Here is an 8476-nt window from a genome sequence, read left to right as displayed (position 1 = left end):
GCCAACACGTACTACACGCTCGACGGCAGCGAGCCGACCACGGCCTCGACGCCCTACTACGGCGGCTACCTCTCCATCTCCAGCACCACCACGCTGAAGTTCTTCTCCGTGGATGGGTCCGGCAACGCCGAGCCGGTGCACACCGAGACGTACGTCATCGACCACGAGACGCAGCCCCCCACCACCTCCGCCTCCCCACCGGGCGGCACCTACTCCTCGGCGCAGTACGTCTACCTGAACTGCTACGACGACACCTGGTGCGCCAACACGTACTACACGCTCGATGGCAGCGAGCCGACCACGGCCTCGTCGCGTTACTACGGCGGCTCCCTCTACATCTCCAGCACCACCACGCTGAAGTTCTTCTCCGTGGATGGCTATGGCAACGCCGAGCCGGTGCGCACCGAGACGTATGTCTTCCCCCCGGACACGACGCCCCCCGTCACGTACGCCTCCCCACCGGGCGGCACGTACGCCTCGGCGCAGTACGTCTACCTGAGCTGCTACGACGACACCTGGTGCGCCAACACGTACTACACGCTCGACGGCAGCGAGCCGACCACGGCCTCGACGCCCTACTACGGCGGCTACCTCTCCATCTCCAGCACCACCACGCTGAAGTTCTTCTCCGTGGATGGGTCCGGCAACGTCGAGCCGGTGCACACCGAGACGTATGACTTCGCCCCCGACACGCAGGCGCCCATCACCTACGCCTACGCGCCGGGCGGCACGTACGCCGGACCGCAGTACGTCTACCTGTACTGCTACGACAACGCCGGGTGCGGCAGTACGTACTACACGCTCGACGGCAGCGAGCCGACCACGGCCTCGGCGCGCTACTCCGGCTACCTCTACCTCTCCAGCAACACCACGCTGAAGTTCTTCTCCGTGGACGTGGCTGGCAACGCCGAGCCGGTGCACACCGAGACGTACGTCATCACTCCCGACACCACGCCCCCCTTTACCTACGCCTCGCTGGCGGGCGGCACGTACTCCGGAGTGCAGTACGTCTTCCTGTATTGCTCCGACAACACCGGGTGCGCCAACACGTACTACACGCTGGATGGCAGCGAGCCGACCACGGCCTCGGCGATCTACCCCGGCTACCTCTACATCCCCAGCAACACCACGCTGAAGTTCTTCTCCGTGGATGGGGCCGGCAACGCCGAGCCGGTGCACACCGAGACGTACGTCATCGAGCTCCCCCCGACGGATGCCTCGGCGCAGATCGCCCGGATCCGCACCCTGTCGGATGGCGCCATGTACGAGCCCATCAACGACGCGCTCGTCACCTACACGAAGGCCACCACGGGCCCCTCGGACCTGGCGGGCTTCTTCCTCCAGGGCAGCGCGGGTGGACCGGCCGTCTTCGTGGCGGTGGATCCGCTCACGCTCTCGCCCACGCCTCAGCCGGGCGATCGCGTGTACCTCTATGCCACCCAGAAGGCGACGGTGAACGGGCTGGTGGAGATCACCCAGCTCGACACCGGGCTCTTCTACGTCTACAGCCGTGGAGAGTCGGTGGAGCCGTTCCGGATCGACGCGAGCAGCAGCGATCTGGTGCTCAAGGTGGGAGACTACGAGAGCACGCTCATCTCCTTCAGCGGCACGGTGGCCAGCGACTTCGCCTCGGCGGGCACGGGGCACGTCTCCGCGAACATCGTGTCCCTGGGCAACAACACCGTCAGCTCCAGCCTCAAGCTGCGCCTGACCACCTCGCTGCAGAGCGCCCTGGACGTGACGCAGGGCTGCTCCATCACCACGAACGCGCCGCTGTGGCGGTTCAACACGCAGGCCCAGCCCTCCGCCTGGGCGAGCGGCGACCTCACCGTCCTGTCCTGCCCCGCCCCCAAGGTGGCGGGTGCGGCCTCCACCAGCGGCACGGACGTCGTGGTGGCCTTCGACCGGCGCATCGACCCGGCCACCGTGAACGCCAACGGCAGCCAGTTCACCTTCGACAACGGTCTGGTGGCCACGTCCGCCACCGTCACGGACCGGCAGGTGCAGCTCACCACCTCCACGCAGGTGGGGGGCACGTCCTACCGGCTCACCGTGGCCCCGAGCATCCTGGACACCCGGGGCTCGGCGATCGACGGCTCGGCCAACAGCGCCAGCTTCACCGGCTACGGGAGCACGCCAACCCCGGGCCCGGCCCAGCTGCGAATCACCGAGGTGAGTCCCGGCATCGCCAACGGCCGGGACCTGGTGGAGCTGGTCGCCATCAAGGGCGGGAGCGTGGACGGGTTCACCCTGACGATGGGCGCCACCGTGATGGCCACCTTCCCGAATGTCCAGGTAGCGGCCGGTGACGTCATCGTCGTCCACATCAAGCCCGACTCCGCCACCAACGGCGACGCGACCGGCTCCGAGACCACCGGCAAGAGCCAGTTCCCCGCGCTCTCGTACAGCGCCAACTACGACACCGCCTGGGACTTCCTCGGGAGCGCCACCACCGAGATCGGCTACTCGCGGCGCGTGCTGCGCGTGCGCGACACCACGGGAGCCGTGCAGGATGGCGCGGCCTTCGGGCGCACGGGCGGCACCCCTCCCGCCGACTTCCTACCGCAGCTCCAGGCGATCCAGGGCGAGGGCGCGTGGTTGCCGGCCAATTGCGGAGGCGTTTCCTGCTCCGACACCACCACTCCCACCGCCCTGGAAGTGTCCGTCGACTGGGCGGGCTGCGGAACCACGAAGGGCGGCAACTCGGTCCGCCGCGTCTCCGCGACCGACAACAACGTGCGCGGGGATTGGGCGGTGGGTACCCCGTCGTTCGGCCTGGCCAACCCGTAGTCCGTCGCCGTCACGGCCCGAGGGAGGAACCGGATGCTCACGCTCACTCCCGTTTCTCCCTCGGAGCACGTGTTGCTGCGCAACCTGTACCCACTCTACCTACATGACCTGAGCGAGTTCGACGACGGCTACACGCTGAATGCCGAGGGCCTCTGGCAGCCGGACTACCTGCCCTACTGGTTGTCGGGGCGGGAGGACTGCCACCCGCTGCTCTTCCGGCTCGACGGACGGCCCGTGGGCTTCGCCCTCGTGGGACAGGCGCCCTTCCCGTTCATGACGCCCGGGCGCGACTTCCACCTGAGTGAGTTCTTCGTGCTACGGGGCGAGCGTCGGCACGGCGTGGGCAAGCGCGCCGCGTTCGCCCTCTTCGACAGGTTCCGCGGGGTGTGGGAGCTCTCGCAGTTGCCCGCCAATGTGGGCGCCACCGCGTTCTGGCGCCGCGTGATTGGTGAGTACATGGACGGCGACTTCGAGGACACCACGTTGGAGGGAGATCCCGCCCAGGTGTTCGACAGCCGCAGGGCGCACAAACCCGCCCACTAGCCTGTCTCAAGATAAACGTTCCTCCGGCCGCAGGAGCCGTGCGTTTCGCTCCGGAATGTAACGTCGGCGGGGCGGGTCAGTTCCCAAACGCCCCGGCACGAGACGCCTCACATGGCCGCCAGAACACTTCTCCAGAGACTCCTGGCACTGCACCTCTGCTTTCTCCTGACGTCATGTAGCGCGACTCGCCCCACTCTGGCGGATCCCGCTGGACCGCAGGAGCTGATGGAGTACGTGCTCATCATCCAGGAGAATCCGGACGGGCAACCCACCCATGAGTGGAAGCCAACGCTGGACCTCGACTTGTCGCAATACACGTATCGAGCGAACAGGACGATCGAGGCAGGCCGCGTCCAGGCCGTCACATTCACGCGCGATTGTGAGGCGGAGCTCCATGAGTGCTACCAAGATTGCATGAAGCGCCCCCTCCCTCCTGGCCACGGCGGTATCAAGATTCCACGCAAGGAAGGCGGCAAGGCGGAGTGGTGCAACAGAAAATGCATGCAGCCCTACAACGACTGCTGTCGGCTACGCGACCTGGAAGTGCAACGTTTCGAGGCGATCGAGCCCGCCCTTGAATGGGCGAAGCAACACCGCAAGGAAATCCTGGCCGGCACCGTGGTCATCATCGCCGGAGTCGCCTTCCTGGCATTCGGAGGGCCCGGAGTCCTCATCCTGGCTCCTGCCGCGGCGGTCTTGATGACGAGCGGAATCGAGGCCGCACCAACGGATTCCTTGAATCAAGAGAGGCCTTGATGCCACCCCAAGACGTGATCCTCGATGCCCAGAAGCTCATCGGAAGGCTCTGGAGAGAGAAGCAATCCCCCGAGCGGGCACGAATCCTGGAGTGCGCGGGCTACATCCTCTCATTCATCTCCGCGGCCGGCCTGGACTACCGATTCGAGGATTTCCGCCAGAGCCAGAACCGTCCCAGCCCGGCCGAACAAGGAACCCCTGGCACCGCGAACCTCCGAGAACTTCTGGCCAGAACCCAAGGCTTCTTCAATCAACTGCTGGCCGCGCCGGAGGCCTCCAACGAGCAAGGACCGCTTCGCATCATCCTGGATGCTGTGGATTACATCGCCTCGACCGGCGAGCTCGAGGCCTTGAGGGAGCACATCCGGAGGCTCGGAGCCGGTGCCCCGCCACGCGTCGTCGCTGCGTTTGGCTCATTGGGGGAGGCCACGGCCTGGCTGGAGCGGGCTCCCGAGCCGCCCAGTAAGGCCCTGGTGTTGATTGATGGCCGGTACCACCAAGCCATCTATCTCCGCGACCTCCACCACCGCAAGGTCATCCCGTGGCCCGCCATGGAGTACTACCTCGCGGAGCTCGTACAGGATGTGGCGCCCGTCGCCATGGCCTCCTTCGCCAGCCACGAGTTGGCCGAGGCCTGGTTGAACACACAAACAGAACCACCCGATCGCACATGGGTGCGAATCGCGGGTGAACTCCACCTCGCGGTCAACCACGCCAACGTTCAATGCCGCGCGCTGTATCCCCTGTCGATGGCCGCGGGTTACGCAATCAATGACGAGGTTGAACCCGAGCCACCACCGCGAGAATGACTAGCAGCGGCGAACACGGTCAGCGCCGCGGTTGACGCCGCTCGGCGATGCCGTTCGCCAGTTTCACCTGCTGCTTCCAGTGGCCATACAGCCGCCCCTGTGAGGCCAACCGGTCCAGCTCCCGCCGCGTCTCGTCGTCCACCCTGCCCGGCGCCGCATCCCGGTACGGCGTCCCCGGCAGCGGCATGAACGTGTGCCCGTGCACCTTCGCCCCGAGCTCCGACAGGCGCCGCATCAACTCCAGCGTCGCCTTCACGTCCTCCGGCCTCTCTCCCGGCAGTCCGAGGATGAAGTCCACGTTGGGCACGAAGCCCCCCTCCACCGCCAGGCTCACCGCCCTCACCACCGTCTCCACGTCGTGCCCGCGGTGCATCTCGCGCAGAATCCGCTCGCTCCCGGACTGGCCGCCGATGATGAGGTTGTCGTTGTGCACGTAGCGCTTGAGCATCGCCAGCGCCTCGGGCGTCACGTGCTCGGGCCGCACCTCCGAGGGGAACGTCCCGTAGAACACCCGCCCCTCCGGGCCCATCGCCTCACGCACCGCCGACAGCAACCGCTCGAGCGCCTCCAGGTTCACCGATTCGTCCTGCGTGCCGTAGGACATGGACGTCGGCGTGATGAAGCGCACGTCCCGCTTGCCCGCCTCACGCAGCACCCGCGCCCAGCGCGCGATGTTCTCCACGCTCCGGTGCCGGAAGCGCGCCTTGTTCATGAACGGCGTCTGGCAGAACCGGCATGCGTAGATGCAGCCGCGGGTAATCTCGATGGCCCCGAACATCCGGTGCCTCGCCGCGAACGGCGGGTGCGTATCCAGCACCACGCCCTCGCCCCGCCCCTGCGACACCATCCGCCCGTCCACCAGCCGCGACAGGCCCCGCGTCTGCCTCGGGTCCTCCCCGCGCACCAGCCGGCCGAGCAGCTCCAGCAACACCGGCTCACCCTCGCCCACCGCCACCAGGTCGAAGCCCGCGCGCAGCGTCTGCTCCGTCTCCGCCGTGGCGTGCACCCCACCCGCGATGCACAGCACCTCGCGGCCCTCCAGCCGCTCGCGCAGCCACACCAGCTCCTCGGCCGCCCCGGGGAAGCTCGCCGAGTAGAACGACCAGGCCACCACCACCCGGTACCCCTCGTCGAGGCACTCGCGCACCGCGGCGAGCAGCGACTCCTTGTCTCTCGGGAAGCGCAGGGCCACGTCCTGCCCCACCGCGTCCGCCTCCACCGCTCCCGCGAGGACGGTGAGCGCGTACTTGCCCGGGTACTGGTAGCTCAGGACGAGCGCGACCTTGTTCTTGGACGGCATCTCCCGGGGAAATTAACACGGGCGCTACACCTGGGAGGGCTCGCTCGACTCCCCGGCCGGGCACGCGGCGAGCGCGCCGCAGACACGGCCCGCTCCCTGCCCCATGCACCCCTCGCCAAGCCAGGCGGGGGAAGTCCTGTCGGGGTGCTCTCGCCGCAAAGAACGAGGCCCCTTCCGGTCGCACTTCGTCCCGACTGGTACGACCATCGGACCAGTTGCGGGAAAACTCGCCCAGAGCCTCCCCGCTGACAGCACCAACTCCACCTGGCTTAGCGGGAGCCCCTGCCACGGGTAGCCTGGCCGCCACCTCCGGGGGGGAGCACGCATGGCGGAACCGAAGCGTGAGTGGATGATTGGCAAGCATCGGGCGTGGCTCGAGCTCCCGGATGTACTGGGGGTGAAGTACGACGGGGACGTTCACCTCTCGGACGCCCAGCGCGTCATGGAGCTCTTCCGCGAGGTGAGTGCCCAGACGCCCTTCCACGTGGTCATCCACTTCGGCGGGGCGACGCTCCACAAGGACGCGCGCGACCACATGGTGCAGCAGGCCCGCGCCGAGTGGTTCAAGGGCGTCATCGGCGTCGGCGGCAACAGGGTCCAGCGCGCCGTGTCCAAGGCGATGATGGTCGCCCTCTACATCACGGGGAAGTGGACCATCGAGTCCGACTTCGTCGAGACCGAGGAGCAGGCGCGCGCCGCCCTCACCCAGCAGCGCGCGAAGCGGCTGAAGCGCGCCGTCCGAGGACGGCGAGGCGCGCTCAGCGAGCCACCGCGGCGGACAGGCCCCGGGCCGAGGACACCCAGCGGGGCAGCACCTCGCGCCCCACCCTCCGCACCTCGCAGCCGAGCGCGAGCACCTGCCCGAGCCCGCCCGAGCGCTGGTGCATCCGCGCCACCACCGCCTCGCGCGCGGCCTCCCCGGGCGCGTGCACCAGCGAGAGCACGTCCTCCCAGACGTGGGCCCGCCAGCGCTCGAGGACGAAGAGCGCCAGGCCCCGCATCACCGGCCGCGCCGCGCCCGCGAACATCCTCGGGGTGATGGGGCACGCGTAGCGCTCCACCAGGCGCTCCACCGCCTCCGGCAGCGAGGCCGCGAGCAGCCCGTTCACCGCGTTGTGGTCGTGCTTGTAGCGCGCCAGCCGGCGCTCGCTCGTGTCGCCGAACTCCTCGATGGTCTTCCACAGCCCGAGCGCCAGGTCGAAGTTGATATGCGCGCTGATGCCGAGCGCCGCGTCCTGCAGGGGCAGCGTGAGGCCGCGGTCCGCGTAGGTGTAGGCCAGCTCCCACGCCCGGCAGTCCTGGGCCGAGCCGCGCAGGGACCAGTCCAGCGTCTCGAAGTAGCGCTCGGCGAAGCGGCCCGCGAGGCGGGAAATCCACTCGGGCTCCTGGAAGAAGCCGGTGCGGCCGAGCACCTCCTTCGCCACGTTGCGCGTGATGACCCCGTACACGTCGGGGAACACCGCTCGCGCGTCCCTCCACGCGTGCAGGCGCTCGACGATGGTGTCCAGCGCTCCCATCGCGGCCACCACGTCCTGGGGCCGCAGCTCGACGCCTTCCAACAACGACGACATGTCTCCTCCCGGTGGGTGTGGGTGGAAACGAGCGTGGCTGTCAATCTTCCCACGGTGCGAGCAAACGTCCGTTTTCGGAAAGAGCTGTCGGACAAATGACAATGCGTTGCACCATCAACCGGCCTATCGGATGCCCTCCACCGCCACGCGCAGGGCGCGGAACAGGCGCGCGAGGTCCTCGGGCAGGTAGTGCGCGTTGAGCCCGCTCGGGTTGGGCAGCACCCAGACGCGCGTGCCGCCCAGCGTCTGGGGCTGGGGCCCCAACGAGGCCTTGGGGTGGCCGAAAGCCGTGCGCCACGCGCCGATGCCCAGCACCGCCAGGTACTCGGGCCGGTAGCGCCGCACCTTCGCCTCCAGCCGCCGCCCGCCCTCGGTGAGCTCCGCGTCCGTCAGCACGTCCGCCGACACCGTGGCCCGCTCCACCACGTTGGTGATGCCCCAGCCGAGCGCCAGCAACTCATGCTGCTCGGAGGGCGCCAGCAGGCGGTGCGTAATCCCCGAGGCGTGCAGCGCCGGCCAGAACCGGTTGCCCGGCCGCGCGAAGTGGTAGCCCACCACGGCCGAGTACACGCTGGGGTTGATGCCACAGAAGAGGACCTTCAGCCCGGGCGCGATGAGGTCCGGCATCTTCCGCCCCACCGCGGCGAGCAGCTCCTCCTTCGTGGGTCTGCGAGGTGACTTCAGGCGTTCCTCCCGTCCCCTGAACC

At 68.3% G+C, this 8476-nt stretch carries 7 protein-coding genes; 4 read left to right on the top strand and 3 right to left on the bottom strand.

Annotated elements, in window-relative coordinates; translation table 11 throughout:
* From ACJ8AN_RS19570 to ACJ8AN_RS19555, 4 genes are all read left to right on the top strand, one after another.
* Positions 1 to 2790, top strand: a 2790-nt coding sequence (locus ACJ8AN_RS19570; protein WP_407756916.1) for a chitobiase/beta-hexosaminidase C-terminal domain-containing protein, incomplete at its 5' end; no start/stop codon positions are given.
* 33 nt (positions 2791 to 2823) lie between these two features.
* A complete protein-coding gene (locus ACJ8AN_RS19565) occupies positions 2824 to 3333 on the top strand; it encodes a GNAT family N-acetyltransferase (RefSeq protein WP_407756915.1) in 510 nt (169 codons plus the stop codon).
* A gap of 225 nt (positions 3334 to 3558) precedes the next feature.
* Positions 3559 to 4089 (top strand): hypothetical protein, encoded by a 531-nt coding sequence (locus ACJ8AN_RS19560; RefSeq protein WP_407756914.1) that lies wholly within the window; start codon positions 3559 to 3561, stop codon positions 4087 to 4089.
* Complete coding sequence (locus ACJ8AN_RS19555; RefSeq protein ID WP_407756913.1) at positions 4089 to 4898, top strand: hypothetical protein; 810 nt, start codon at positions 4089 to 4091, stop codon at positions 4896 to 4898. The genes ACJ8AN_RS19560 and ACJ8AN_RS19555 overlap by 1 nt, the downstream gene beginning before the upstream one ends.
* A gap of 19 nt (positions 4899 to 4917) precedes the next feature.
* Here ACJ8AN_RS19555 and ACJ8AN_RS19550 read toward each other — a convergent pair whose 3' ends face one another.
* The 3 genes from ACJ8AN_RS19550 to mug all read right to left on the bottom strand — a co-directional run bounded on the left by ACJ8AN_RS19550 (position 4918) and on the right by mug (position 8396).
* On the bottom strand, positions 4918 to 6198 hold the full coding sequence (locus tag ACJ8AN_RS19550) for a TIGR04013 family B12-binding domain/radical SAM domain-containing protein (RefSeq protein WP_407756912.1): 1281 nt from the start codon (positions 6196 to 6198) through the stop codon (positions 4918 to 4920).
* A 758-nt stretch (positions 6199 to 6956) separates the two neighbouring features.
* A complete protein-coding gene (locus ACJ8AN_RS19545; RefSeq protein ID WP_407756911.1) occupies positions 6957 to 7769 on the bottom strand; it encodes a DUF5995 family protein in 813 nt (270 codons plus the stop codon).
* A gap of 123 nt (positions 7770 to 7892) precedes the next feature.
* Positions 7893 to 8396, bottom strand: coding sequence for a G/U mismatch-specific DNA glycosylase (gene mug, locus ACJ8AN_RS19540; protein WP_407756918.1), 504 nt, complete (start codon positions 8394 to 8396; stop codon positions 7893 to 7895).
* Positions 8397 to 8476: the final 80 nt, after the last annotated feature.

The sequence above is a fragment of the Archangium sp. genome (assembly GCF_045802675.1).
In the GTDB taxonomy this organism is placed as follows: Bacteria; Myxococcota; Myxococcia; order Myxococcales; family Myxococcaceae; genus Archangium.
Note: the sequence above shows the minus strand (reverse complement) of the source record. Positions and strands in the feature narration are given on the sequence as shown.

What these genes read in the sequence shown, in the direction of transcription:
- ACJ8AN_RS19565 (WP_407756915.1), top strand. Translation starts at nt 2,824, where the DNA reads ATGCTCACGCTCACTCCCGTTTCTCCCTCGGAGCACGTGTTGCTGCGC.
- ACJ8AN_RS19560 (WP_407756914.1), top strand. Translation starts at nt 3,559, where the DNA reads ATGGAGTACGTGCTCATCATCCAGGAGAATCCGGACGGGCAACCCACC.
- ACJ8AN_RS19555 (WP_407756913.1), top strand. Translation starts at nt 4,089, where the DNA reads ATGCCACCCCAAGACGTGATCCTCGATGCCCAGAAGCTCATCGGAAGG.
- ACJ8AN_RS19550 (WP_407756912.1), bottom strand. Translation starts at nt 6,198, where the DNA reads ATGCCGTCCAAGAACAAGGTCGCGCTCGTCCTGAGCTACCAGTACCCG.
- ACJ8AN_RS19545 (WP_407756911.1), bottom strand. Translation starts at nt 7,769, where the DNA reads ATGTCGTCGTTGTTGGAAGGCGTCGAGCTGCGGCCCCAGGACGTGGTG.
- mug (WP_407756918.1), bottom strand. Translation starts at nt 8,396, where the DNA reads ATGCCGGACCTCATCGCGCCCGGGCTGAAGGTCCTCTTCTGTGGCATC.